Origin of the sequence: Microbacterium sp. 2216-1, from assembly GCF_046507855.1 — a bacterium.
Taxonomy (GTDB): Bacteria; Actinomycetota; Actinomycetes; order Actinomycetales; family Microbacteriaceae; genus Microbacterium; species Microbacterium esteraromaticum_C.
This window is the reverse complement of sequence record NZ_JBKFTM010000003.1, coordinates 257,408-280,168: the sequence shown is the minus strand read 5'-3', so window position 1 is coordinate 280,168 and position 22,761 is coordinate 257,408. Positions and strand designations below refer to the sequence as shown.

At 69.8% G+C, this 22,761-nt stretch carries 23 protein-coding genes; 9 read left to right on the top strand and 14 right to left on the bottom strand.

Translation table 11 applies throughout. The annotated features are described in order from the left end of the window. The first annotated feature begins 1 nt into the window (after position 1). Entirely contained in the window at positions 2 to 1,126 is a 1,125-nt protein-coding gene (locus ACLD0U_RS11440) for an alcohol dehydrogenase catalytic domain-containing protein (protein ID WP_410340674.1), read from the top strand. Between the two features lie 21 nt (positions 1,127 to 1,147). Here the strand turns inward: ACLD0U_RS11440 and ACLD0U_RS11435 are convergent, their stop codons facing one another. The 5 genes from ACLD0U_RS11435 to ACLD0U_RS11415 form a co-directional block, all read right to left on the bottom strand. Continuing rightward, positions 1,148 to 1,888: a YidC/Oxa1 family membrane protein insertase gene (locus ACLD0U_RS11435; protein WP_410340673.1), complete on the bottom strand. Its 741-nt coding sequence runs from the start codon at positions 1,886 to 1,888 to the stop codon at positions 1,148 to 1,150. A gap of 93 nt (positions 1,889 to 1,981) precedes the next feature. After that, complete coding sequence (locus tag ACLD0U_RS11430; protein WP_410340672.1) at positions 1,982 to 2,242, bottom strand: DUF6412 domain-containing protein; 261 nt, start codon at positions 2,240 to 2,242, stop codon at positions 1,982 to 1,984. 70 nt (positions 2,243 to 2,312) lie between these two features. Continuing rightward, a complete protein-coding gene (locus ACLD0U_RS11425) occupies positions 2,313 to 2,795 on the bottom strand; it encodes an FHA domain-containing protein (protein ID WP_179410000.1) in 483 nt (160 codons plus the stop codon). 17 nt (positions 2,796 to 2,812) lie between these two features. Continuing rightward, positions 2,813 to 3,226, bottom strand: a complete 414-nt coding sequence (locus ACLD0U_RS11420; RefSeq protein ID WP_179410001.1) for a CBS domain-containing protein — start codon at positions 3,224 to 3,226, stop codon at positions 2,813 to 2,815. Positions 3,227 to 3,360: 134 nt separating this feature from the next. Continuing rightward, positions 3,361 to 3,669 (bottom strand): hypothetical protein, encoded by a 309-nt coding sequence (locus ACLD0U_RS11415; protein ID WP_206551423.1) that lies wholly within the window; start codon positions 3,667 to 3,669, stop codon positions 3,361 to 3,363. Between the two features lie 90 nt (positions 3,670 to 3,759). Here ACLD0U_RS11415 and ACLD0U_RS11410 point away from each other — a divergent pair, with 90 nt between their 5' ends. Beyond that, a complete protein-coding gene (locus ACLD0U_RS11410) occupies positions 3,760 to 4,083 on the top strand; it encodes an ATP-dependent DNA ligase (protein ID WP_179410003.1) in 324 nt (107 codons plus the stop codon). A 36-nt stretch (positions 4,084 to 4,119) separates the two neighbouring features. Then, positions 4,120 to 5,160, top strand: coding sequence for an NAD(P)H-dependent flavin oxidoreductase (locus tag ACLD0U_RS11405; RefSeq protein WP_410340671.1), 1,041 nt, complete (start codon positions 4,120 to 4,122; stop codon positions 5,158 to 5,160). A 65-nt stretch (positions 5,161 to 5,225) separates the two neighbouring features. On the opposite strand, the gene purU is transcribed toward ACLD0U_RS11405, so the two are convergent. Continuing rightward, positions 5,226 to 6,089 carry a formyltetrahydrofolate deformylase gene (gene purU / locus ACLD0U_RS11400; RefSeq protein WP_179410005.1) on the bottom strand — a complete coding sequence of 288 codons (864 nt, stop codon included), beginning with the start codon at positions 6,087 to 6,089 and terminating at the stop codon, positions 5,226 to 5,228. A gap of 207 nt (positions 6,090 to 6,296) precedes the next feature. Between purU and ACLD0U_RS11395 the strand changes: the two genes are divergently transcribed. Genes ACLD0U_RS11395 through ACLD0U_RS11385 form a run of 3 tightly spaced genes read left to right on the top strand, consistent with a single transcriptional unit; the run spans position 6,297 to position 8,147 of the window. Further along, entirely contained in the window at positions 6,297 to 6,464 is a 168-nt protein-coding gene (locus tag ACLD0U_RS11395; RefSeq protein WP_206551426.1) for a hypothetical protein, read from the top strand. Positions 6,465 to 6,483: 19 nt separating this feature from the next. Next, entirely contained in the window at positions 6,484 to 7,692 is a 1,209-nt protein-coding gene (locus ACLD0U_RS11390) for a cation:proton antiporter (RefSeq protein WP_410340670.1), read from the top strand. Next, positions 7,689 to 8,147 (top strand): glutaminase, encoded by a 459-nt coding sequence (locus ACLD0U_RS11385; protein ID WP_206821834.1) that lies wholly within the window; start codon positions 7,689 to 7,691, stop codon positions 8,145 to 8,147. Before ACLD0U_RS11390 ends, ACLD0U_RS11385 begins: the two co-directional genes overlap by 4 nt. Before the next feature lie 37 nt (positions 8,148 to 8,184). Here ACLD0U_RS11385 and ACLD0U_RS11380 read toward each other — a convergent pair whose 3' ends face one another. From ACLD0U_RS11380 to ACLD0U_RS11345, 8 genes are all read right to left on the bottom strand, one after another. Further along, positions 8,185 to 8,901 carry a glutamine amidotransferase-related protein gene (locus ACLD0U_RS11380; protein ID WP_410340669.1) on the bottom strand — a complete coding sequence of 239 codons (717 nt, stop codon included), beginning with the start codon at positions 8,899 to 8,901 and terminating at the stop codon, positions 8,185 to 8,187. Positions 8,902 to 9,079: 178 nt separating this feature from the next. After that, positions 9,080 to 9,856 carry a GyrI-like domain-containing protein gene (locus ACLD0U_RS11375; protein WP_224818908.1) on the bottom strand — a complete coding sequence of 259 codons (777 nt, stop codon included), beginning with the start codon at positions 9,854 to 9,856 and terminating at the stop codon, positions 9,080 to 9,082. Between the two features lie 185 nt (positions 9,857 to 10,041). Further along, positions 10,042 to 10,500, bottom strand: coding sequence for a GyrI-like domain-containing protein (locus ACLD0U_RS11370; RefSeq protein WP_410340668.1), 459 nt, complete (start codon positions 10,498 to 10,500; stop codon positions 10,042 to 10,044). A gap of 161 nt (positions 10,501 to 10,661) precedes the next feature. After that, on the bottom strand, positions 10,662 to 11,408 hold the full coding sequence (locus tag ACLD0U_RS11365; RefSeq protein ID WP_410340667.1) for a LysR family substrate-binding domain-containing protein: 747 nt from the start codon (positions 11,406 to 11,408) through the stop codon (positions 10,662 to 10,664). A gap of 259 nt (positions 11,409 to 11,667) precedes the next feature. Next, a complete protein-coding gene (locus ACLD0U_RS11360) occupies positions 11,668 to 12,075 on the bottom strand; it encodes a transferase (RefSeq protein WP_179410013.1) in 408 nt (135 codons plus the stop codon). Between the two features lie 104 nt (positions 12,076 to 12,179). Then, positions 12,180 to 12,962 carry a DNA-formamidopyrimidine glycosylase family protein gene (locus ACLD0U_RS11355; protein ID WP_410340666.1) on the bottom strand — a complete coding sequence of 261 codons (783 nt, stop codon included), beginning with the start codon at positions 12,960 to 12,962 and terminating at the stop codon, positions 12,180 to 12,182. After that, positions 12,955 to 13,716, bottom strand: a complete 762-nt coding sequence (locus ACLD0U_RS11350) for an EI24 domain-containing protein (RefSeq protein WP_410340665.1) — start codon at positions 13,714 to 13,716, stop codon at positions 12,955 to 12,957. Before ACLD0U_RS11350 ends, ACLD0U_RS11355 begins: the two co-directional genes overlap by 8 nt. A gap of 105 nt (positions 13,717 to 13,821) precedes the next feature. Continuing rightward, positions 13,822 to 18,531, bottom strand: a complete 4,710-nt coding sequence (locus ACLD0U_RS11345; RefSeq protein WP_410340664.1) for an ATP-dependent helicase — start codon at positions 18,529 to 18,531, stop codon at positions 13,822 to 13,824. 74 nt (positions 18,532 to 18,605) lie between these two features. Between ACLD0U_RS11345 and ACLD0U_RS11340 the strand changes: the two genes are divergently transcribed. Genes ACLD0U_RS11340 through ACLD0U_RS11330 form a run of 3 tightly spaced genes read left to right on the top strand, consistent with a single transcriptional unit; the run spans position 18,606 to position 22,748 of the window. Next, positions 18,606 to 20,366: a sensor histidine kinase gene (locus ACLD0U_RS11340; RefSeq protein WP_410340663.1), complete on the top strand. Its 1,761-nt coding sequence runs from the start codon at positions 18,606 to 18,608 to the stop codon at positions 20,364 to 20,366. A gap of 7 nt (positions 20,367 to 20,373) precedes the next feature. Beyond that, positions 20,374 to 21,087, top strand: a complete 714-nt coding sequence (locus ACLD0U_RS11335; RefSeq protein WP_410340740.1) for a response regulator transcription factor — start codon at positions 20,374 to 20,376, stop codon at positions 21,085 to 21,087. A gap of 41 nt (positions 21,088 to 21,128) precedes the next feature. Next, positions 21,129 to 22,748, top strand: a complete 1,620-nt coding sequence (locus ACLD0U_RS11330; protein ID WP_410340662.1) for a serine hydrolase domain-containing protein — start codon at positions 21,129 to 21,131, stop codon at positions 22,746 to 22,748. The last annotated feature ends 13 nt before the right edge of the window (positions 22,749 to 22,761 follow it).

Here is a 22,761-nt window from a genome sequence, read left to right as displayed (position 1 = left end):
CGTGCGCGCAGGACTGCGGGCGGCGTCGAGGCCGCCGCGCACGAGAGACGCCGACGCCGACGGCAGGTCCGGCGACGTCGTACTGCGTCCGGCGGCCGCGACGATGGCCTTCATCGGAGTCGACCACCCCCACGAACCGGTCGCCGTTCCCGGTGTGACCCTCGCCCCCGAAGACGTCCTTGTCGCGATCGAGCTGTCGACCGTGTGCGGTTCGGATGTGCACACCGTGCAGGGACGGCGCCCCGCTCCGACTCCGCTCGTGCTCGGGCACGAGAGCGTCGGGCGCGTGATCGCCATCGGCGCCGCCGGCGCCCAGGCCGTCGGCGGCACCCCGCTGCGGGTCGGTGACCGCGTGGTCTGGTCGGTGACGGTGTCGTGCGGTGCGTGCGATCGCTGTGAGGCAGGCATGACGCAGAAGTGCCGCGACCTCGGCAAGTACGGCCACGAGCGCATCGCACCGAGACGCGAACTCACCGGTGGTTTCGCCAGTCACGCCCAGCTGCGTCGCGGGACGGCCCTCGTGCGCGTTCCCGAGGCGCTGCCGGCGGGCGTGCTGGCGCCGGCCTCGTGTGCGACGGCGACCGCGATGGCGGCGATCGACCGCGCGGCCCAGGGGCGCGCGCTACACGGCGTGCGGGTGCGCATCCACGGCGCCGGCCTGGTCGGCCTCTCGGCCGCGGCGATCGCCGCCTCGCGCGGTGCGCAGGTCGAGGTGCGCGACCCGAACCCGAAGCGCGCTGCGCTCGCCGAGAGGTTCGGAGCGCGGGCATCCGATCCGACCGCAGAACCCGACATCGTGGTCGAGGCCTCTGGCCATGCCGTCTCGACCGCCCTCACCGATGTGGCGGTCGGCGGAACCGTCGTGCTGGTCGGCAGTGTCTTTCCCGCCGATCCTGTGCCGATGGATGCCGAGTCGATCGTGCGGCGGATGCTGACGGTGACCGGCGTGCACAACTACGCGGCGGGTCACCTCGCCGACGCGGTGACGTTCCTCGAACGCCACGGTGCGGCCTACCCGTTCGACGAGGTGGTCGGTGCGGTGCATCCGCTCACCCATCTCGACGCCGCACTGGCTGCCGCCGCGGCCCCCGATGCGCCGTTGCGCATCGGCATCGCACCCCGCTGATGCCGATGCGCCGGCCGCCGGCTACTGCGACGGCAACGGGTAGCGCCGGCGCAGCACCGCGCGCTGCGCCAGAGTCCACGAGACCGTGACGACCAGGTACAGCGCCGCGGCGAGCGGCACGAACACCGCGAACACCGCCGTCAGATAGTGCAGGGCGTTGAGCACACCCAGCATCCCGGGAGCCGCCAGCGGACCCTCATCGGGAACCTGCGGGCGGAACACCCGCCGCGTGATCTCAGCCACGATCAGGATCACGACCAGCACGACCGCCCAGACGATGCCGGTCGACACGGTCAGTCCGCCGCCGACCGCCGTCAGCAGCGAGTCACCGAGCGGAGCGCCGAACAGATCCTGGGCGAGGAGCTCGTTCGGGTGCCCGGCGATCTCGGGCCGCAAGAACAGGGTGTACAGCACACCCACGACCGCGGCCTGCACGATCAGCGGCAGGCAACCGGCCAGCGGTGAGGCGTTCTCGTCCTTGTACAGCGCGAACGTCTCGCGCTGCAGCCGCTCCCGGTCTTTGGCGTGCCGCTTCTGCAGGTCGCGCAGTTTCGGGGCCAACCGTGCGCGCATCTGCTCGGCCTTGGCCTGAGAGATACCGACCGGGATCAGCAGGATGCGCACGACAACGGTCACGGCCACGACGGCGAGCGCGGCCGCATTCGTGCTCGCCACCGGTTCGAACAGATACGAGAGGGCGAGCAGGGCGCGATACGCGCCGTCGAGCAGAAGAGTCAGAGGGGGCAGGGCGAAGATGTCCAAGATGCGTCCGATCGCGAGTGCGGGAAGGGTCGGCGAAAGCCGCGTATCCCACGTTCTGCGTCGGGCGCCGGACGGCGCTTCCTCAGCCGGGGGTCACGCGGCGAACGTCGCCCCCGGCGCTCGCGGACGCGGATGCCCGTCGGCATCGGGGTGACTCTGCGCGAGCCGCGTCGACAGATCGATCCAGCGGAGCGCACGTGTCGTGGTGCGGATGCTCGTCTGCGGCGCCAAGACGGCGAGCGTCACCGCGACGACGGCCAGGGCGACGAGCACAGCGGCCATGCCCAGCATCCCGGGGCCGGGAACGGGCACGGCGCCGAGCGCCGACAGCAACAGCTGCAGCAGGGTGCTCATCGTCTCGATCATGCGCGCCTCCGGTCAGGAGGTCTGAGCGTAGCATCCGCCGTTTCGGTCGCGGCGCCGCTCAACCGTCCCGCACCTCGTGCCCTCGCGGGCGCTCGTCGTCCCCGCGATAGTCGGGGCGCGCCGGCTGCGAGTCCTGATCCGACAGTTCACCGCCCTCGCGTCCGCCGAAGGGGCGGCCGTGGTCGGCGAACTCCTCCCGGGCGAAGACGAGCAACCACTCGCCGATGGTGAAGTGGGCGCCCGTGCGCAGGATCTCGGAGTGCGGTTCGGCATCCTCCTCGCGGTTGGCGTTCATCGCGCCCGCACCGTGCATGGTCAACACGTACTCGTCACGATCGTCGTGGACGATGGTGGCGTGCAACGCGTCGGCGCCCGGCAGCAGCAGCGTGCTTCCGGCACCCGAACCGATCGTCACCTGGTCGACGGTGATGTCGAAGGTGCTGCGCTCATCGTCCGCTCCGGTGATGCGCAGATGCGGCCGTCCTGCTCCCCAGCCCGCGTGCGTCGTCGTCGGATGGTATCCGGGCTGTCGCTCGTCCATGTCGTCTCCTCCTCTTCTCAGCGCGAGATCGCTTCCACGGTGCGGCCGGTGGTGACCGCCGCCAGGTGGCGGGCGATATCGGCCTGACTGATGATGCCGACCAGACGGCGGTGGGAGATCACCGGAAGCCGGCGCACCCGGTTCTCCTGCATCAGGGTCAGGGCGTGTTCGACCTCGCTGTCGGCGTCGACCACGACGGGGCGACCGCCGGCCAACCGGCCGGCGTTCGTCGTCTCGGGGTCCAGGCCGATCGCGACCGCCTTCACGACGATGTCCCGATCGGTCAGCATGCCCTTGAGGCGGCCGTCCTCACCGCAGATCGGCAGGGCCCCGATGTCATGCGCGCTCATCCGTTCGGCGGCGATCGACAGCGCGTCGTTCTCGCCGATGCACTGGGCGTTCGGTGTCATGATCTCTCGCGTCAGGGTCATGGCCCTGTCCTCCCTGTCCGTGCGATGTCCCCGTGGGCGGTGCTCGTGTGCCACGACCGTAACGACCACCCGGTCGTGAGCAGAAAGGGGTTGACAGAGAGCGTGCGTCACGTCAGGGCGTGACGCACGGCAGGTCAGTTGCCGTCGAGGTGCTCGGGCAGCAGAGTGATGCCACCGTGCGCGTTGGCCGAGTTGGCCAGCGCGTTCATCCACTCGGGGCTCAGCGGCGGGGTCTCCGGTTCGCTGAACACGAACCGCAGCGGGATCGACGGGTGCAACCAGATGGTCGACCGACCCGTCGGGCCGTCGGCCGGATGCTGCCACGACAGGGTGAAGCTCTCATTGCGACGCAGCTTCGTCGAGATGACCACCTTGAGGTGCGCCAGCGCCCGATCTTCGATCTCGATCGGCTCTGTGTTGCCGCCGTAGAAGAGCAATCCCATGGGGCTAAGCTTGCCCCACTGACGCGGAGGGTTCCAGGTGCCGCACCGCTCTCGATCAGGACACACCGCTCAGCAGAAAGGCGCACGAAGATGGGCAAGTTCGTGTACGAGAGCAGCGTCAAGACCGAGATCGAGGACCGGGCTCTCACCCACGTGCAGATGGTCATGACGGCCAAACTGCGGCGCGGGGAGCCGTTCCCGTTCAGCTGGCGTGAAGACGCCAGCGTCGGCGGAGGACGCACGACCGTGTGGGTGCAGCCGAGCAGCTCGCTGGTGTTCAAGTACTACGGCAGCAGGCAGCCCGAGATCAACCGCGCGTGGATCGAGGCGCTGGCGTTCACCGCCAACTCGCCCACCGGCCTGCGCGTCGTGCCCGAACCGCCGGAGGAGCCGACCGTACACGTCGAGGAGTGAGCGCGACGAGTGCCCGGGCGGGCGTAGCCTCGGAGGGTGACTGATCTGCGCGACCTGCTCGGCATCCGGCATCCGATCGTCCTGGCGCCGTTCGGCGGGCTCTCCTCGGTGCCGCTCACGGCCGCCGTCAGCGCGGCCGGTGGTCTCGGCTCGTACGGTCTCTACGGTTATGACGGCAAGCGCATTCGCGAGACGGCCGCGGCGCTGCGCGCGGCGACCGACGCACCCTTCGCGCTGAACATCTGGCTGCCGACCGGCGACGAGGTCGCGCCCACCACGGCGCACGATGCGTACGCGATGGCCCTGCGGCCGTACTTCGACGAGGTGGGGCTGGAGCTTCCGCCGCGCCCCGAGCGGTATCTGCCCTCGCTCGACGAGCAGCTCGACGCCATCTGGGATGCCGCGCCGGCCGCCCTGAGCGTCGTCTTCGGTGTGCCTCCGCGCGCGCTCGTCGAGGAGGCGCATCGCCGTGGCATCCGCGTGATCGGAACGGCGACGACGGTCGCCGAGGCCCGCGCGCTCGAAGCGGGCGGGGCGGATGCCATCGTCGCGACCGGCGCCGAGGCCGCAGGGCACCGGGTGTCGTTCCTGCGTCCCGCGGAGGAATCGTTGGTGGGGCTGTTCGCGCTGCTGCCGCAAGTGGCGGATGCTGTCAGCGTGCCGGTCATCGCGGCCGGAGGCGTCGCCGACCGGCGCGGCGTGGCCGCGGCGTTCGCGCTCGGCGCGGCGGGCGTGCAGGTGGGGACGTCGTTCCTCGCGACCGCCGAGTCGGCGGCGAACGACGCGCACCGCGCGGCGATCCGCACGACGAGTGCGGATGCCAGTGTGCTCACCCGTGCCATGAGCGGGCGGCTCGCCCGCGGGGCGCGAAACCGCGTGGTCGCCGAGATCGAGGCATCCGATGCCATCGCGCCCTTCCCCGCGCAGAACTGGCTCACGGGGCGCTTCCGTGCTGTCGCCGGCGAGAGAGGCATCGGAGAGCTGCAGTCGCTGTGGCTGGGGCAGTCGGCGCCGCTCGCGCGCGGCGAGACCGCCCGTGAGGTGTTCGCCGAGCTGGCGGCCGGCCTGCCCGCCTGACCCGCCGCTTCGGCGAACGCACCCTTCAGGAGGAAACGCCCCTCTCATCGGTGAGGGGCAACGGCTCAGAGGATGACCGTGGAACGGCCGTGCACGATCACGCGGTCCTCGGCGTGCCACTTCACGGCGCGGGCGAGCACGTACCGTTCGACATCGGCGCCGCGGCGCTGCAACTCGGCCGACGACTCGGCGTGCGTGACGCGGGTGACGTCCTGCTCGATGATCGGCCCCTCGTCGAGGTCGGCCGTGGCGTAGTGCGCCGTCGCGCCGATCAGCTTCACGCCCCGCTCCTTGGCCCGCGCATAGGGGTTCGCCCCGATGAACGCCGGCAGGAACGAGTGGTGGATGTTGATCACCGGCGCACCGACGCGCTCGATGAAGTCGTCGCTGAGGATCTGCATGTACCGCGCCAGAACCACCAGGTCGACGTTGCCCTGCAGCAGCTCCAGCTGGCGGGCCTCCATCGCGGCCTTCGCCTCAGCATCCGACCCGGAGGGGATGTGCACGAACGGCACTCCGAACGAGCGAACCGACGCCGCCAGGTCGGGGTGGTTCGAGACCACCATCGTCACGTCGATGTCGAGCTCGCCGCGCTGCGTGCGCCACAGCAGCTCCAGCAAGCAGTGGTCGTATTTCGACACGAAGATCGCCACGCGCTTGCGCTTTGCCGTGTCGTGCAACGACCAGTCCATGCCGAAGCGCTCGGCGACACCGGCGAGTGAGGCCTCCAGAGCAGGGCGCTTCGCGGCAAGGCCGTCGAGGTGGATCACCGTGCGCTGGAAGAAGCGCCCGCCCTCATCATCGGTCGAATGCTGATCGAGCGAGATGATGTTCGCACCGTGCTCGGCCAGCGTTCCCGCGACGGCGGCGACGATGCCCGGCTGGTCGTCGCAGGCGATAAGAAGGCGTGCGGTGTCGGTGTGCGGCATGGATGCTCCTGAACTGGGGTATCTGTCGATTCTGCCCGCATGCGCACGCGGGTGCGAACCAGGTGACGACAGGGCCGCCGCATCGGCGCGGGGGATAGCACCGGCATCCGACGTCGTCAACCCCCGCGACCGGCCGCGCCGAACCGGGCAAAGTCTGACGTGATGTGCGGAGCATCCGCGCATCACGTCAACGCAGAGGAGCTCATCATGAACAGCCTGCTCGTGATCATCATCATCATCGCGATCATCGTCGCGATCTTCTCGGGGCTCAACGCCGCTCTGAACTGGTTGCTGTGGGTGGCGCTGATCGTCGGCGTCATCGCGTTGATCGCATTCCTGATCAGGGTGATCGGCGGACGCAAGACCGGCGTCTGAGGCGCTATACGCTGAGCGGGTGGAAGAGAGCGCACTCGGTCTGGTCCTGATCCCGCTGCTCGCGGTGCTGGCACCGCTTCTCGGGCGGGCGATCGGGCCGATCATGCGCGTGCCCGTCGTCGTCTTCGAGCTGCTGCTCGGGATTCTGGTCGGCCCGGCGGTATTCGGATGGGTGCATCCGAACGAGTTCATCGGCATGTTCTCGGAGTTCGGGCTCGCGATGCTCTTCTTCCTCGCCGGATCCGAGATCGACTTCGCCACGATCGGCCGCAGACCGCTCGCCCGTGCGTCGCTCGGGTGGGCGCTGAGCATCGTGCTCGGACTCGGTGTCGGATTCCTGCTCGTCCCCGGCGAGGGCATGATCGTCATCGCGATCGCCCTCAGCTCGACGGCGCTGGGAACCCTGATGCCGATCCTGCGCGACGCCGGCGAGCTGACGACGCCCTTCGGACGGGCCGTCACAGTGATCGGTACCGTGGGCGAGTTCCTGCCGCTGATCGCGATCTCGATCTTTCTCGGCGTGCGCTCGGCGTCGGTGGACACGGTCGTGCTGCTGCTGTTCGTCGTGCTGGCGCTGCTGGCCGTCTTCGCCGCGCGCCGCATTCCGCACGGCAGGCTGCACGCCTTCGTGAGTGCGACCCTGCACACGTCGGCGCAGTTCGGTGTGCGCTTCCTGCTGCTGTTGATCGCCGCGCTGGTCGCGCTCAGCCTGTGGCTCGACCTCGACATCCTGCTCGGGGCGTTCGTCGCCGGAACCGTATGGCGCATCGTCATCTCCAGCGCCGATGAAGAGGATGCCGCCCAGGTCGACAGCAAGATCGAGGGGATCGCGTTCGGGTTCCTGGTGCCGATCTTCTTCATCTACACCGGAGTGACGTTCGACCTGGAAGCACTTCTGGAGTCTCCGCTGGCGACCGCGCTCGTGCCGGTGCTGCTGCTGGCGATGCTGATCATCCGCGGCACGGCAGCCCAGTTCTCAGCCTCCGACGGCATGGGGATGCGCGATCGGAGCGCTCTCGCATTCCTCGCGGCGACGGGGTTGCCCATCATCGTCGCGGTCGCGGCGATCGGCGTCGATCGCGACCTGATCGGGTCGCACATCGCCGCGGCGTTGATCGGTGCGGGGATGCTGTCGGTGCTGCTGTACCCGCTGATCGGCATGACGCTGCGCGGCGACCGGGCCGCCGTCCAGGCCCGCGCCGGATCCGAATCGCAGGGGGAACTGTGACGAGCACGAGCGCCCTGTTGCACGACGCGCGTGAGCGCCTGGCATCCGTCCCACGCGAGAGTCTCGGACGTGAGCGCTCGTCGCGGTGGCGAGGGACCCGTATCGTCCGCGCCGGGCAGGCATGGCACCTCGGGGTGTTGCTGCTGACCGATGACGGCGTGCTGGCGACGAACGAGGTGCTGCGCGCTGCCGCGCCGGTGCGCCGTGGGTACGCCGCCGAGTCGGCGCGTGCCCGCGCAGACCGGCGCGCGCAGGCCTACCGGGGCGGGTTCGCGGAAGGTGAGGTCGTGCACGTCGGATGGGTGACCATCGACCTCGCGACGGTGGATGCCGGTGGCGTCTCCGGTCCGCTCGCACTGGTCGACGGTGAGCCGCACGTGCGCTGGGCGCCGCGAGCGCCGTTCGTGCCCTTGGCGGGATATCTCGACGAGCAGATCTCGCTCGCTGTCGGCTGAAGATGCCGCACGTCAGGCGGCGCCAGCCGGGGAGGCGTCAGACGCCGACCAGCCGCGAGAACCTGTTGAGCAGCTCGTCGCCCTCGACGGTCGCGGCGAGGATCGCGCGCTCTGTCGCGTCGTACTGCGCCGGGTCGAAGTAACCGGATGCCCGATACACGGCCATGCGGTCGGCGAAGTCCTGCGGCGACGCCTCGGGGTGGAACTGCGTGGCGTACAGGTGATCGCCGACGCGGTAGGCCTGCACCGTGCAGGCATCGTTGGTGGCGAGCAGCACGGCCGTCGGCGGCGTCTCGCGGGCCGACTCCTTGTGCGCGGTGAAGACCGAGAGGCTGTCTCCGCTCGGGCCGAACAGTGGGTCGTCGGTGCCGGCGGCGGTGAGGGTGACGCGTGTCGCGCTGGCGCGCTCGGGCTGACCGGTGTGTACTTCTCCGCCGAGCATCTGCGTGACCACGCCGATGCCGTAGCAGGTGAACATCGCCAGGGCTGAGGCGTCGAGCGCGCGCTGCGCGATACGACGCAGATCGTCTTCGACGCTGAGCTGCGCGGCGCTCTTGTCGGTGTCGGTGACGTTGAGCGGCGATCCGCCGATGACGAAGCCGTCGTAGCTCTGCCAGTCGATCGCGCGCAGAGGGGTGTGCATCAGGTCGATGCGATCGAGGGGGCCGATGCCGAGTCCGCGGCTGAACGAGCGGTGCTCGGCGTCGGCCGCGCTGCGCTCGGGGCGGACGCACACGTAGAGCACCGAAGACATGGAGCGATTCTATTCGGCGCCCCCGGTGCCCTCCCCACGAGCCCACCCCACGACCCCTCCCCACGAGGGGTCAATATCTGTCGGGTCGAGGCTCGCGCACCCAGCGTTCGTTGACCCCTCGTGGGGAGACCCCCTCGTGGGGTGCGGGGCGCGGGATGCGGGATGCGGGATGCTGACGTCAGGCCGCGGCCAGCGGCAGCAGCAGGTCGGTCCGCACGGCCGTCGGTGCGCTCTGGGTCGGGCTCAGATAATGCTCGACCACCGGATCGTCGGTCAGGGTCCGTCCGGAGGCGGGGAGCCAGCAGCCGAACAGCCATGCGTAGCTCGACGGCATGTCGGCGTAGGCACCCTCGTGCGTGAGCGCCGCGTAGCGCCCCGCCCGCAGGAAGTACCACTGCGGAGTCGGGGCATCCGGCGAGAGCGGACGTAGCTCGGGTGAGAAGTCATCCGGCACGCTGACGCAGGCCAGTGACTCGAGGTCCGCCGTGTCCGTACGAGACGGGTCCGAGAGGTACACGCCGTACATCTCGCAGGTATCGAGAGCCAGACCGTGCGCCAGAAGCCAGACCCGCAGATCGTGGAACGTCCGGTCGATGGTGAAGAACGAGCCACGATGGCGGATCGCGATGCAACGCGTTGTCTCGCGCTCGACGTCGCGGACGAGATACCGCCGGGGGTCGTCGGTGATGCGTGCGACGTTCAGATCGACGTGCGCGCCACCGGTTCGGTACTCGGCAGGCGTGACGCCGACCATGTGCCGGAACGCTCGGGTGAACGAGGAGACGTTCGGGTAGCCGCATCGCCCGGCGACTTCGTGGATCGGGATGCCCTCAGTCAGCAGGGCGACCGCCTGTTGCATCCTGACTCGTTTCACGAGCGCCGGCAGTGTCTCCCCGAAGGCGGCGGTGAAGATACGGTGCCAGTGCCTTGCAGACATACCGGCTACCTCTGCCATCCTCACGAGATCCAGCGGCTGATCCAGGTTCTCGTAGACGTGCGAGAGTACGAGATCAAAGCGCTCCTCGTACGACAACACCTCTCGTGGCCCCAAGACATCTCCTCGCCGTGCTGGGCGCTGGTGCGCAACCTTGTCGGGTCGCGCACCAGCGCAGGGTCGATCCAGCATGCCACGGCGTCGTATCAGCCCTGTTCGCTCACCCCGAGTGCGACGAAGACGCCGTTGGCGCCGTACTCCTCGTACTCGCACAGGAAGGTCTTTCGCCCGTCGTCGAACCCCCACGCCTCGCTCCACGCCTCGATCACGCGTGTCGGGTCTGCGCCGGGCACGTTGAATGTCGCCCGGGCGGATTGCGGCACGGTGACCAAAGTCATCCCGTTGGGTACAGGAGTGGCGGGATCGACCTCTGCGCCGATGAGGAAGGTGAACCACCCATCGCGGTTGACGCCGGCGTTCTCGAGGTGGGTGTACACGGCATAGACGCTGTCGGTGCGGCGACCAGGGATCGATTCGAGGAGACCTTCGCTGTGGATGTGTTCCCAGAGCGCGGGGATCGACGTCTGAGACCCGGCGCCGTCAGTGCGGATGGCGAATCCGAGAACAGTGAACGGGGGATTGGTGAAGTACGTGGGAGTGTCCATGCCTCGACGCTAGAGACGCGCCGCTGTGCAATACGTGCCACCGGCGCTGCTCGCCCCGCACCAGCCCACCCCCACGAGGGGTCAATATCTGTCGGGTCGAGGCCCGTGCACCCAGCGTTTCTTGACCCCTCGTGAGGGGGGAGGGGGAAGAGCGGATGCCGTCAGCGCGACGAGTTCGCGGTGCGGCCCCGCACAATACCGACGAACGCCTCGACATCGGGGGTGGTTGCCTCGCGCCGCCAGGCCAACCCGACGGTCGAGGTCGGCCCGCCCGCGAGCAGCCGGTAGTCGGCGTCCTTGCGGTGGTGAAGGCGCGCCAGCGACATCGGCACCACGACGATGCCGGTGCCCGTTGCCGCGGTGGCGATCGCGTCTTCGGTGCTCGCCAGTTGCGCGAAGCGCGGTGCGACCGTGGGCAGGCCGAGATCGCCGAGCACGTCGTCGGCGGGCGTGATCAGCACCTCGCCCGCGAGATCATCGGCCTGCAGTTCATCGCCGGCCATGAGATGCGATTCGGCGGATGCCACCACGACCGGCAGCTCGTCATACAACGGAATGACGTGCAGCGCATCGGGGTGCTCGACGGGCATCCGCACGATCCCGGCGTCGAGCTCGTCGAGATGCCTCCGCTGAGCGGAGACCGAGATGGGCACCAGCTCGATCTCGACGTGCGGCATCCGCTGCTTCCACAGGTCGACCCACTTGCCCGGCGTTGCTCCGGGAATCACACCCAGGCGGAAGACGCGAGGCTCTTCGGGGAGCTGTGACGGTTCGTCGAAGCGCACCGACGGAGCCTTCTTCGCGGGGCTCTTCTTCTGCGCGGGCTTACCCTTCTGCGGGGTCTGCTTGCCCGCGCCCGGCCGGGCAGGGCGACCCCCGCGGGCGGGGCGGCGCCGGTCGTTCTTCATAAGTTCAGCGTATCGATCACGGCGGTCGAGGCGTACGGGGCCACGGCGCGACGACTGCTGCAGCTCTCCGAACGCCGGTCGCTGTGAGCGCGGCTGCGGTGCGCGGACGGTAGCGTTCACAACTCCGGAGATTCACCCTGCCGGAGCCGCATTTGGCGGCTTTGGTCTGTGCAGGCGCACGTTTCTCCGGAGTTGTGAACGGCGGGTGGCAAAGCAACAGCCCGCGCGCTTGGAGAGCGGCGGGCTGTTCACTCTGAGCTCAGGCGGCCAGCCACAGCCCCTTCTGATCGGGGATGACGGTCAGGCCGGGGGCGACGCTCTCATCGTGGCCGATGCGGGTGCCCCGGGCGACGCGTACGCCCGCGCCGATCTCGGTGCGCACGCCGATCCAGGCGCTGTCGCCGACGGCGGCGCCGGGGCCGATGTGGGCGTGCGCGTCGATCCGCGCGTTCTCGCCGATGACGGCATCCGGTTCGATCCAGGCACCGCGCGCGATCCGCGCTCCTGCACCCACGCGCGCGCCGGGTTCGATATAGGCGCCGACCTCGACGAAGGCTTTCGGATTCACCTTCGCGCCGTGCGCGACGAGACCGCGTCCGTTGACGTGCTTGCGGTAGCGCAGCGTCTCGCCGTGGTCGTCTTCGATATCGATGTAGTTCTTACCCACGATTCCTCCCGTTCCCGGGGTAGTCCCGATACAGCTACAACCAGCACCGGTTCGGTTTCATTCCCGCATCGGGATGATCCACAGCTCGATGGACTACCGCTTGCTCACGACGAGCCGATTTGGCAGTTCGGGCACCAGAACGTGACCCGCTCGCGGGTGGGATCGGCGCCGAGACGGCCGGTGCGGATCGGAGTCCCGCATCGACGGCACGGCCTGCCGGCGCGACCGTAAACCCAGTTCGTGCGGCCCCGGCCGGTCTGACCGGTGAAGGTGCGGTCTGCGCGGTCGCGGTTGGCGCGGATCGTGCGCACACCGAGATCGATGAGGGCCGTCACATCCACGTCGCCGGCGGGTGTCTCGGGCAGGATTCCGCGAAGGAAGAGCAGTTCGGCGGCGTACTCGTTGCCGAAGCCCGCGATGTTGCGCTGATCGAGCAGGGCGACGTGGATGCTACGCGCATCGCCGCTGATGCGGCGCACCGCCTCGGCGGCATCCCAGTCGTTCGAGAGTGGATCGGGGCCGAGGTGACCGACGAGTTCGTGCTCGTCTCGGGTGACGACGATGCGCACGTCGGCGATGTCGACCCCGACCGCCTCGTGGTCGTCGGTGGTGATGATCGCCCGAACCCGGTGGGCGGGATGTCGCCAGCGCTCGCCGGGGCGGTACAGCAGCCAGGCGCCGTCCATGCGTAGATGGGAATGCAGCGTCAGCTCGCCGATGCGCATCAGCAGACGCTTGCCGCGCGGCACGACACTGCGCACGCTCTGACCGGTGAGATCGACGGTCGCCGCGCCGGGGACACGCAGATCGAAACGCGTGATCGTGTGCCCGGCCAGAGCGGCATCGAGGCGCCGCGTGGCGCGGAAGACCGTGTCGCCCTCAGGCATGCGGCGGGCTCGTCGGACGAACAGCAGGGGTGTCGAGCACCTGTCGGGCCAGCAGAGTCGCGCCCACGACGGCGGTGGGCATGATGAAGACGGCCCCCAGCGGCACCATGAAGCACAGCTGTGTCGCGGCGCCGAAGCCGAGCAGGCGCCCCCGGTTGGCGGCGAAGAGCTGGGAACGGTCGAAGCTGGCCATATCGCGGGCGTTGAGCGCGCGGCCGGTGAGTTCGCGGGCGAGGATGCGCCCGGTGAGCAGCACACTGGTCACCGCCGCGGCGGGCGCGCCGATCAGCGGGATGAACCCGAGCGCGAGTGCGAGCAGGGCGACGAGCACGCCGAGCACGACCAGTCGGATGCTCTCGCCGAGAGCGACGAGGAAACCGCCGTCGCCTTCGGGAACATCACCACCGAGGTCGTTCTCGACGGCGCGCCAGATGCGCTGGTAGAACGGATCGCCGATCAGCAGGGTGAGGGCGGTGAACGTCATGCCCGCCAGGACGAGCGCGGCGATGGTGATCACGATGCCGAACGCCACGCGCAGCGCGTTGCGCCAGAACGGGTTCCATCCGTCGGCGAAGGGTGTCGCCCAGTCGGTGATGACTCCCAGCGACGCCAGCAACGGCACGAGCGCCGCGGCGAGCACGATGAGCGAGATCAGCCCGGGAATAAGACCCAACGCCATCAGCCCTGGGCGCGTGCGCCAGTAGGCGAAGCCGCGTCCGAGGAATCGGATGCCGGTGATGAACTCACTGATCACGGGTGGGCCAATCTGAAGCGGTGCGGATGGCCCATGCTATTCGCCTTCGATGTTGATTGTGCTGTGCCCGGCGGTCTCAGAGGAGGCCGCGCTCTGGCAGATGGGTCAGATGGCCTTGCGCAATGTGAACCCGCGCGGGGTCGTGACGAACCCGGCCTCTTGCAGTGCGTTCGCGAACGGCGTGCCGTAGATGCCTGCGCCGTTGATCTTCTCGACGGTGAGGGTGTCGAGCCGGCGTGCGCGGGCCGTGGCGACCAGGTCGGCGGTCGCGGCGCGCAACACCTCGGGGTCGTCGTCGAAGGCGAGCCCCGTACGCCCACCGCGTTCGAAGTAGAGCACGAGTCGACCATCGACCAGCACGACCAATCCGCCCGCTTTGCGGCCGGGCCGGTGCGAGACCGCGTCGATCCGCGGCCACGGCAGGGCCGCGCCGTAGGGATTGGCGGGGTCGGTGGCGGCGAGAGTGAACGCACGGCGGGGTGGCGGGTCGGATAGCCCGGCGAACGTGCGCAGCCTGTCGACCGTGGTCGACGCGGCGAACTGGGCAGCGCCCAACTTCTCGATCACGTACCCGCGGCGGCAGTGCCCGGCCTGCTCAAACCCGGCCAGTACCCGGTATGTCTGCGCGAAGCCGCCCGGAACACCCTCGGCCTGTGCCGCGCCGCGAGTGACGACTCCGTACCGGTCGAGTAGCAGACCAGCTGTCACGGTGGCCCGGCGAGCGGCATCCGCAGGTTCCGCGGGCTCCGCCTGCCCAGAGACGGAAGTGATCTCGGGAAGCACCGCCCACCGGCCACCCAACCCCGCCGACGACGGACGCGGCGTCGGACGCGCCAATGAGACGCCGCGGTACGTGCGGGTGCGCGGAGCGCGGCGGACGGTCTTGTGCGCCTGCGCACCACCGGTCAGCAGGGCGCGCACCGGCGCGAAGGTGTCGTTGGTGATGCGCCCCAGCCAGGTGAGCGACCACAATGCGTCCAGCACCGACTGGTCGTTGTCGGCATCAGTCAACACCCGCAGCGCGCCCGAGAACGACGCCCCTTGTTCGCGCAGCGCAGCGAGAACCCGGTCTTCGAGCGTTCCCGGCGCCGGCGCATCCTCGGGCACCGGCATGGTGAACGGTGCAAGGTCGATCGGGTGCAGAGACACCCACCCATCGCGCCCCGGCAGCGCGCCGTGACCCGTCCAGATGACCTCGCCGGCCGTGGTCAGCTCATCGAGCATGGCGGGCGCGTAGTCGCGCACCCGGCCCGGCAGGACCAGCGATTCCCAGGCGCTGGCAGGAATCGGCACACCGGCGAGTTGCTCGATGACGTTCAGCACGCCGTCGACCCCTTCGAGGGGGCGTGTCAGATGCTGCCAGTCGGGCAGGAACCGGGCGTACGTCTCGGGGCTCACCGGTTCGACGCTGCCGCGGATGGCGGCCAGCGACCGCATCCGAAGACGCCGCAGCACCTCGGCGTCGCACCACTCCTTCTCGCCGGTCGCCTCGGCGTCGGACGCCGGCAGGAAGTAGCCGCTCGTGAGCCGTCCCGTCGATTCCAACCGCTGCAGCGTCTGACGGGCGACCGCGGTGCCGATACCGAATCGCTCGGCGACCGCGACGGTCGCGAAGGGGCCATGCGTGCGGGCATGACGCGACACGAGGTCGCCGAGGGGATCGGCCACCGGCTCGAGAAACGCGACGGGGATGCCGGTGGGCAGCGCCGCGCCCAGCGCGTCGCGCAACCGACCGGCGTCCTCGATGACGGCGAACCGGGCGCGGCCGGCGATGGTGACCGGGATCGCCCGTCGCGCCGCGACGAGCTCGGACAGGAATGCGGATGCCCGTGAGGTCGGCGCCAATGCCGCAGCCGGCGCTCCCTCTCGCTGCGCCCGCTCATCGATCGGGGGCGGCTCAAGGCGCGCACCGACCTCGTCGGCATCGAGCGGCCCGAGCTGTCGCAGCAGGTCGGCGACGCCCTCGATGCCGCGCGCACGGCGCTGAGGATCGAGGCGCTGCAGCTCGCGCTCGTGCTGCGCGATCACGTCGGGGTCGAGCAGCTCACGCATCTCGATGGTGCCGAGCAACTCGGCCAGCAGTGCGGGATCGACGGCGAGGGCGGCGGCCCTGCGCTCGGCGAGCGGCGAATCGCCCTCGTACATGAACGCGCCCACGTACCCGAACAGCAGGTCGCGCGCGAACGGCGACGGCATCGCGGGCTCGGTCTCGACCAGACGGATCCGCCGCTCGGCGATGTCACTGATCAGCCCGCGCAACGCTGGCAGGTCGTAGACGTCCTGCAGCACTTCGCGGAGCGTCTCGAGGATGATCGGGAACGTCGGGTGGCGGCGCGCCACTTCGAGCAGCTGCGCCGAGCGCTGACGCTGCTGCCACAGCGGCGTGCGCTTGTTCGGGTTCATGCGCGGCATGAGCAGCGCGCGTGCAGCGCACTCCCGGAACCGCGAGGCGAACAGCGCGGAACCCCCGACCTCGGCGGTGACGAGCTGCTCCAGTTCGTCGGGGTCGAAGACGAACAGGTCGGCACCGGGCGGCTCGGACTCGGCATCCGGGATGCGCACGATGATCCCGTCGTCGCTCGCCACGGCCGATCCCTCTACTCCGAGACGTTCCCGTACCCGCGCGTTCACCGCCAGCGCCCAGGGCGCATGCACCTTCATGCCGTACGGGGAATGCAGGATCAGCCGCCAGTCGCCGACCTCGTCGTGGCCGCGCTCGACGGTGAGGGCGCGGTCGGTGGGCAACGTTCCGGTGGCCTCGCGCTGCTCGGCGAGATGACCCAGCAGATTGGCGCGTGCGCTCGCGTCGAGTCCGGCGGCGACAAGCCGCCGTTCGGCGTCGTCGGGTGGTGCCGTCGAGACCTCGCGCGAGAAGCGCCCGAGTGCCTGGCCGAGCTCGAACGGCCGACCGATGCCGTCGCCGTGCCAGAACGGCACCCGGCCCGGTTGACCGTACGCAGGCAGCACGTTGACCCGGTCGTGGGTGATCTCGGCGATCCGCCAACTGGTCGTACCCAGGGTGAAGACGTCACCGACGCGTGACTCGTAGACCATCTCCTCGTCGAGTTCGCCGACCCGGGCGCCGGTCGACTCGCCCGCGACGAACACTCCGAACAGCCCGCGGTCGGGGATCGTGCCGCCGCTGGTCACCGCGATGCGCTGCGCCCCCGGGCGCCCGGTGAGCGTGCCCGCATCGCGGTCCCAGACCAGTCGCGGACGCAGCTCGGCGAACTCGTCGGAGGGGAAGCGTCCTGCGAGCAGGTCCAGCGTGGCTTCGTACGCCGAGCGCGGCAGCGTCTGGAAGGGGGCGCTGCGGCGCACGGTCTCGAACCAGTCCTCGACCGAGATCGGGTCGAGTGCGCACGCGGCGATGGTCTGCTGGGCGAGGATGTCGAGGGGATTGCGGGGTACGGTGATCGCCTCGATCCGGCCCGCCAGCATCTGCTCGGTGACGATGGCCGTGTGCAGCACGTCGCCGCGGTGCTTCGGGAACAGCGCCGCACGGCTGATCTCGCCGACCTGGTGCCCTGCGCGTCCGACCCGTTGCAGACCCGAGGCGGCCGACGGAGGAGCCTCGACCTGGATCACCAGGTCGACGGCGCCCATGTCGATGCCGAGCTCGAGGCTGCTCGTTGCGACCACGCAGCGCAGCACGCCCGACTTGAGTTCGTCCTCGACCTGGGCGCGCTGCTCTTTGGACACGGAACCGTGGTGCGCCTTGGCGAGCACCGGTGGTGCCCCGGCGGTCTGCCCGCCCTGCGCGATCATCGCGGCGGGCGGCCCCCCAGGAGCAGCCAGCGCGATCTCGTGCCGCTCGGCGTAGATCTCGTTCAGCCGCCCCGTCAGGCGCTCGGCCAGTCGACGGGAGTTCGCGAACACGATCGTCGAGCGGTTCTGGAGCACACGATCGACGATCGCTTCTTCGACGTGCGGCCAGACCGATCCGGTGACCTCGGTCAGCACGGCGTCGTCGCCAGCGCCGTCGGCCGACACAGCGCCGTCGGCCGACACAGCGCCGCCGCCGGTGGCGGCACCCGGCGGCGGGGGAGGGTTTCGCATGTCGTCCAGCGGCACCACGACGTCGAGCTCGAAGGTCTTCGATGCGGGCGGCGCGACGATCTCGACGGGTATCGAACCGCCGAGAAAGCGGGCGACCTCGTCGATCGGCCGCACGGTGGCCGACAACCCGATGCGCTGTGCAGGGCGGTCGGCGCCGTGCGCCGCGCGCAGGGCGTCCAAGCGCTCGAGGCTCACCGCGAGGTGCGCGCCCCGTTTGGTCGAGGCGACCGCGTGCACCTCATCGATGATCACGGTGTGCACGCCGCGCAGCGTCTCGCCGGCGCGGCTGGTGAGCATCAGGTACAGCGACTCGGGGGTGGTGATGAGGATGTCGGGCGGTGCGCTCACGAGCCGGCGACGATCCGCCGTCGTCGTGTCTCCGGAGCGCACGCCGACCGAGATCTCGGGCACATCGAGACCCAGCCGGCGGGCCGACTGGCCGATGCCGACGAGCGGCGAGCGCAGATTGCGCTCGACGTCGACGCCGAGCGCCTTCAGCGGTGAGATGTAGAGGATGCGCGTGCGTGCGGCCGCATCGGTGGCATCCGACTCCGCCATCCGCTCACGGAAGACGCTGTCGATCGCCCACAGGAAGGCGGACAGTGTCTTGCCGGAACCGGTCGGCGCCACCACCAGTGCGCTGCGGTCGGCGGACACGGCCTCCCACGCGCCCTGTTGGGCGGGCGTGGGCGCGTCGAACGCCCCGCGGAACCACTCCTGGGTCGCGGGCGTGAAGCGATCGAGCACGCTGCTCATGCCTCCATCATCGCGCGGTCCGCCGACATCGTCGCCGATGTCCTCCGTCGAAGGCGTGTGCTTAGCTGGGGGCGATGCGCAGACGAGGCGGTACGACCCCGCAGTACGGGCCGTCTCCGCTGCGCCGATCGTTGAACCGCGCGCTGCTCGCCGTGTTCTGGGGTGCGCTGCTGACCATCGGAATGCTGGTGGTCGCGATCGCACCGAACGGTGACAGCGTCTACGGGCTGCTGCTGTTCCCCGTGGCCGTGCTGCTGCACGTGGCCGTCGGCCTGCTCGCGTGGTCGGCACGTCCGACCAGCCTGATGGGGCCGCTGATCCTGTGCGCCGCGGCGGCTATGACGCTGTCGGGACTGGTCAACGCCCAGAACACGACGCTCGCCGCCCTCGGCGCCCTGTGCGCGACAATGCCCCTGGCCACCCTGATCCACCTGCTGCTGTCGTTCCCGACCGGTCGCCTCAGAGCCTGGCCCGAGCGGGCGACGGTCGCCTCGGGCTATCTGATCTCCACCGTCCTGCAACTGCCCGCGGCGCTCGCCGCCTACCCTGCTGTCTTCGGCCTCGCCCCATCCCCAGCGTTCGTGACGGCCACCGGCCAGGTGCAGGCGATCGCCGGGGTCATGACCTTCACGGCGACGGCCGTGCTGCTGGTTCTGCGCATCGTGCGGGCGACAGCTGCCGAACGGCGGGTGCTGGCACCGCTGTACGCGTTCGGTTTCGTCGCGCTGATCACTTTGCTGACGGCGTCGCAGGTGCTGCCGGCCCTGGCCGGCTGGACGCCCGAGCAGACCGGTTCGTTGCAGATCACCGTCCTGACGCTCGTGCCCATTGCCGTGGTGATCGCGGCGCTGCGTGGCGGGGTCGCCCGCGCCACCCGGGTCGAAGAGGCAGGGGTGCTGCTCGCGCATCTCACCGCCGAGCGCACGAGTATCTCGGCGGTGCTCGGCGGCGTCCTGGGCGATCCGTCGCTGGACGTCTGGTTCTGGGATGCGGACGCCGAACGGTACCTGGACGCCGACGGACGCGCCGTCGGGACCGAACACGTCGACCCGCGGCGCGCGCTCGAACCGATCGCACTCGACGGGCGACGCATCGGCGCGCTCGTCTACGACCGGGCTCTGATCGCCGAACCCGAGTCGGTGCAGAGCGTGGGGCGCGCGATCGCCATCGCGCTCGATCGCGACCGGTTGATCGCTCTGCTGCGCGCGAGCCGGGCCGATCTGCAGCGCTCGCGGGAGCGGTTGGTCGATGTCGCCGATACGGAACGACGACGAATCGCCCAGGATCTGCATGACGGTCTGCAGGTCGAGCTCGTGCTGCTCGGCTTGCAGGCGCAGGAGCTGGCCCAGGCAGCCGGCGCCGGCACCGTCGCCGCGGAGCACGCCGTCGCGCTGCGGCGAGGCATCGATGGGTCTGCGGCGGGGTTGCGGCAGATCGTGCAGGATGTGATGCCGGCCGCGCTGATGCAACGCGGACTCGCAGAAGCGGTCGAGGATCTCGCCGATCGGATGCCGGTGCCGGTCGAGCTGCGCATGACCCTCGGTGACCGCCGACCGCGCCCCGCGACCGAGAGCACCGTCTACTTCGTCATCGCCGAGGCTCTCGCCAACGTGGTCAAGCACTCCGGCGCGACGGCGGTCGATGTCACCGTCGTCCGCGACGGCGACCGCCTGCGCATCGAGATCCGCGATGACGGCTGCGGCGGTGCGGTCGCCGGCGCGGGAGCAGGGCTGACCGGCATGCGCGAGCGCGTCGATGTGCTCGGGGGGATGCTGCGTGTGGACAGCCCGCGAGGCGGTGGCACGCTGGTGCGTGTGGAGGTGGACGATGAATGACGAATCCCTGCGTGTGGTGATCGCCGAGGACGAGGCTCTGCTGCGACGAGGGCTCGAGCTGATGCTGACGGACGCCGGCATGCGGATCGTCGGCTCGGTCTCGGACGTGGACGAACTGATCGACGCGGTCAGTGCGGCCCGGCCTGAGCTGGTCATCACCGACATCCGGATGCCTCCGACCTACACCGACGAGGGGCTCCGTGCGGCCGCCCGCATCCGCGAGCTCGCGCCGGACACCGCCATCATGGTGCTCTCGCAGCATGTTCAGCGGCGCTACGCGATGGAGCTGCTGGGCATGGACGATGATGCGGGGGCCGATCGTGATGCGTGGCCCGGCACGGGCATCCGCGGGGGGACGGGGTACCTGCTCAAGCAGCGCATCACCGATGTCGACCTGTTCGTCGACGACGTGCGCGCCGTCGCGGCCGGGGGAACGGCGATCGACCCCGACGTCGTCGCGATCATGGTGGCGCGCGCGACGCGCGCCGACGCGGCTGTCGCCGAGCTCACCGTCCGACAGCGCGAGGTGCTCGCACTGGTCGCCCAGGGGCGCAGCAATGCGGCCATCGCGGCGCGTCTCTCGATCACCGACAAAGCCGTCGTGCAGCACATCTCACGCATCTACGACGCGCTGGGGCTACCGCTCGCCGCCGACGCGCATCGTCGTGTGCTCGCGGTGCTGCACTACCTGAGCCAGGACCCGCAGCGATTGGCGACCTAGGTCTATAGCGCTGCGCGGCCCGGTGGGAAATGCTGGGAGGCATGGTGCGAAGAAAAAGCGTGCGGGCCGGGGCAGCGGGAGCAGTGGCACTGGGGATGCTCGTGCTCTCCGCGTGCTCGGGTGAGACTTCGTCACCGGTCGACGGTGTCGTCCTCGGGACACAGCCCAACGCCGACGTTCTCGCCCTGCCGCAGGGCGAGACGAGCGAGCAACGGATAGCCGAGGCACTGGAGGAACTGCCCGACATCGCGGAGCGGGTTCTGGCCGAGACCGACGTGCCCGGCATGTCGATCGCGGTGGTGCACGGGGACGACACCGTCTATTCGCAGGGGTTCGGTGTGCGTGAGATCGGAGCCGACGAGTCTGTCACCCCCGACACGGTCTTTCAGATCGCCTCATTGTCGAAGCCGCTGTCGGCGACCGGCGTCGCCGCCGCGATCGCCGAATCCGAGAGCTATCTCGATTGGCAGACACCGATCCGTGACCTCATGCCGGGCGTCTTCTTCTCGGACCCGGTCGCCGCGCAGAGCGCGACGGTCGGCGATGCCTTCAGCCATCGCACCGGCATGTTCACGGGCACCGGCGACGACCTCGAAGACATCGGCTACGACCGGGACGAGATCCTGCAGCGCCTGCAGCTGAACCCGCTCGATGTGTTCCGGGACAGCTACCACTACTCGAACTTCGGACTCACGGTGGGGGCCGAGGCCGTGGCCGTCTCGCGCGGGCAGACGTGGGAAGAGCTCATGGACGAGCTGGTGTTCGAGCCCCTGGGTATGGACTCGTCGTCGGCCCGGCATGACGACTACCTGAGCCGGACCGACCGTGCCGTGCTGCACGCCAAGATCGATGGCGAGTTCACGCCCCGGTACGACCGCGACCCCGACGCCCAGGCACCGGCGGGCGGCGTCTCGTCGACCGCCAACGACCTCGCGCTGTGGATGCGGGTGCTGCTGGCCGAGGGCGAGAGCGACCAGATGAGCATCGACGCGGATGCACTGCGCGAAGCGATGTCACCGCAGGTGATCTCGGGCGGGGGCAACGACCTCGCTGTGCGTCCCTCGCACTACGGGTTCGGGTTCAACGCCTCGCCGTTGCTATCGGGGCGGATGGCGTACTCGCACTCCGGGGCGTTCGTGCTCGGGGCGGGCACCGCCTTCCAGGTGGTCCCCGATCTCGACCTCGGCATCGTCGTGCTCACCAACGGCGCCCCCGTGGGAGCGGCCGAGTCGGTGATCGCCGAGTTCACCGACCTCGTGCAGTTCGGATTCGTCACGCGCGACTGGACGGCAGACTTCGGTGGCGTCTTCGCGGGGTACTTGACTCCCATCGGAGACCTGGCGGGCAGCGAGGCGCCCGGTGGTGCCGCACTGCCGGATGAGGCGGATGCCCTGACCGGGCGCTACACCAACGACTACTTCGGCGACATGGAGATCGTCGCCGTCGGAGACGGGCTGGTGGCGCGCATCGGACCCGGCGGTGTCACCGAGATGGCATTGCAGCCGTGGGACGAGGAGCGCATGGCGTACGCGCCCGAGAACGAGAATGCCCCGTACGGTTCCTTGGCCAGCGCGTGGGTCACCCACGAAGACGGAGGCGTGCAGCTGCGGCTCGATACCTTCGATACGCGCGGGCTCGGAACCTGGACGAAGACGTCGTAGCGGACGGGGACGG

Excerpts from the sequence above, each read along its gene's own strand:
- ACLD0U_RS11430 (WP_410340672.1), bottom strand. The coding sequence starts at position 2,242 with ATGAGCACCCTGCTGCAGCTGTTGCTGTCGGCGCTCGGCGCCGTGCCC.
- ACLD0U_RS11425 (WP_179410000.1), bottom strand. The coding sequence starts at position 2,795 with ATGGACGAGCGACAGCCCGGATACCATCCGACGACGACGCACGCGGGC.
- ACLD0U_RS11420 (WP_179410001.1), bottom strand. The coding sequence starts at position 3,226 with ATGACCCTGACGCGAGAGATCATGACACCGAACGCCCAGTGCATCGGC.
- ACLD0U_RS11415 (WP_206551423.1), bottom strand. The coding sequence starts at position 3,669 with ATGGGATTGCTCTTCTACGGCGGCAACACAGAGCCGATCGAGATCGAA.
- ACLD0U_RS11410 (WP_179410003.1), top strand. The coding sequence starts at position 3,760 with ATGGGCAAGTTCGTGTACGAGAGCAGCGTCAAGACCGAGATCGAGGAC.
- purU (WP_179410005.1), bottom strand. The coding sequence starts at position 6,089 with ATGCCGCACACCGACACCGCACGCCTTCTTATCGCCTGCGACGACCAG.
- ACLD0U_RS11395 (WP_206551426.1), top strand. The coding sequence starts at position 6,297 with ATGAACAGCCTGCTCGTGATCATCATCATCATCGCGATCATCGTCGCG.
- ACLD0U_RS11380 (WP_410340669.1), bottom strand. The coding sequence starts at position 8,901 with ATGTCTTCGGTGCTCTACGTGTGCGTCCGCCCCGAGCGCAGCGCGGCC.
- ACLD0U_RS11375 (WP_224818908.1), bottom strand. The coding sequence starts at position 9,856 with ATGGCAGAGGTAGCCGGTATGTCTGCAAGGCACTGGCACCGTATCTTC.
- ACLD0U_RS11370 (WP_410340668.1), bottom strand. The coding sequence starts at position 10,500 with ATGGACACTCCCACGTACTTCACCAATCCCCCGTTCACTGTTCTCGGA.
- ACLD0U_RS11365 (WP_410340667.1), bottom strand. The coding sequence starts at position 11,408 with ATGAAGAACGACCGGCGCCGCCCCGCCCGCGGGGGTCGCCCTGCCCGG.
- ACLD0U_RS11355 (WP_410340666.1), bottom strand. The coding sequence starts at position 12,962 with ATGCCTGAGGGCGACACGGTCTTCCGCGCCACGCGGCGCCTCGATGCC.
- ACLD0U_RS11345 (WP_410340664.1), bottom strand. The coding sequence starts at position 18,531 with ATGAGCAGCGTGCTCGATCGCTTCACGCCCGCGACCCAGGAGTGGTTC.
- ACLD0U_RS11340 (WP_410340663.1), top strand. The coding sequence starts at position 18,606 with ATGCGCAGACGAGGCGGTACGACCCCGCAGTACGGGCCGTCTCCGCTG.
- ACLD0U_RS11330 (WP_410340662.1), top strand. The coding sequence starts at position 21,129 with ATGGTGCGAAGAAAAAGCGTGCGGGCCGGGGCAGCGGGAGCAGTGGCA.